Below are 652 nucleotides of genomic sequence, written 5' to 3'. Positions count from 1 at the left end.
GGTCGGCTGGCCGAACAGCGTGCGCACATCGGCCTCCAAACCGGCTTGGCGCAGGCGCGCGGTCAGGCTGACCGCCAGCAGCGAATGGCCGCCCAGTTCAAAGAAATTGTCATGGCGACCGACCTGCTCCAGGCCCAGCACCTCGGCCCAAAGCGCGGCGATGGCGGTTTCCACCGGGCCTTCGGGCATGACGTACGTCTGGCCGGTGAGCACGGCAGGCTCCGGCAACGCCTTGCGGTCGAGCTTGCCGTGGACGGTCAATGGCAGTGCGTCCAACCGGACCAAGGCTTGCGGCACCAGGTGGGTTGGCAGGCTGGCTTGCAGGCCTTGGCGCAGCGCGTCGGTGTCCACCGCCCCGTCGGCTGCGGTGAACCAGGCCAGCAGGCGCTCGTCGCGCACCAGCACCACAGCATCGGCGATGCCCGCCTGGGCTTTGAGCGCGGCCTCGATCTCGCCCAGTTCGACCCGCACGCCACGGATCTTCACCTGGTCATCGTTGCGGCCCTGGTAGTCCAGGGTGCCATCGGCGTTCCAGCGCACCAGGTCGCCGCTGCGGTACATCCGCCCGCCGTTGAACGAGTCGGCCAGGAAACGCTCGGCGGTCAGCTCCGGGCGGTTGAGGTAACCACGCGCCACCTGGGCACCGCCGATA

1 protein-coding gene is annotated in these 652 nt (G+C 69.0%); it reads right to left on the bottom strand.

Features of this window, described 5'->3' with window-relative positions:
* Window positions 1-652: phosphopantetheine-binding protein (locus E3U47_RS24810; RefSeq protein WP_167659538.1), on the bottom strand; the 652-nt coding region annotated here is incomplete at both ends.

The organism is Pseudomonas sp. RIT623 (assembly GCF_004519305.1).
Classification (GTDB): domain Bacteria; phylum Pseudomonadota; class Gammaproteobacteria; order Pseudomonadales; family Pseudomonadaceae; genus Aquipseudomonas.
The sequence above is the reverse complement of the archived record's forward strand: the minus strand, read 5'-3'. Positions and strand labels throughout refer to the sequence as shown.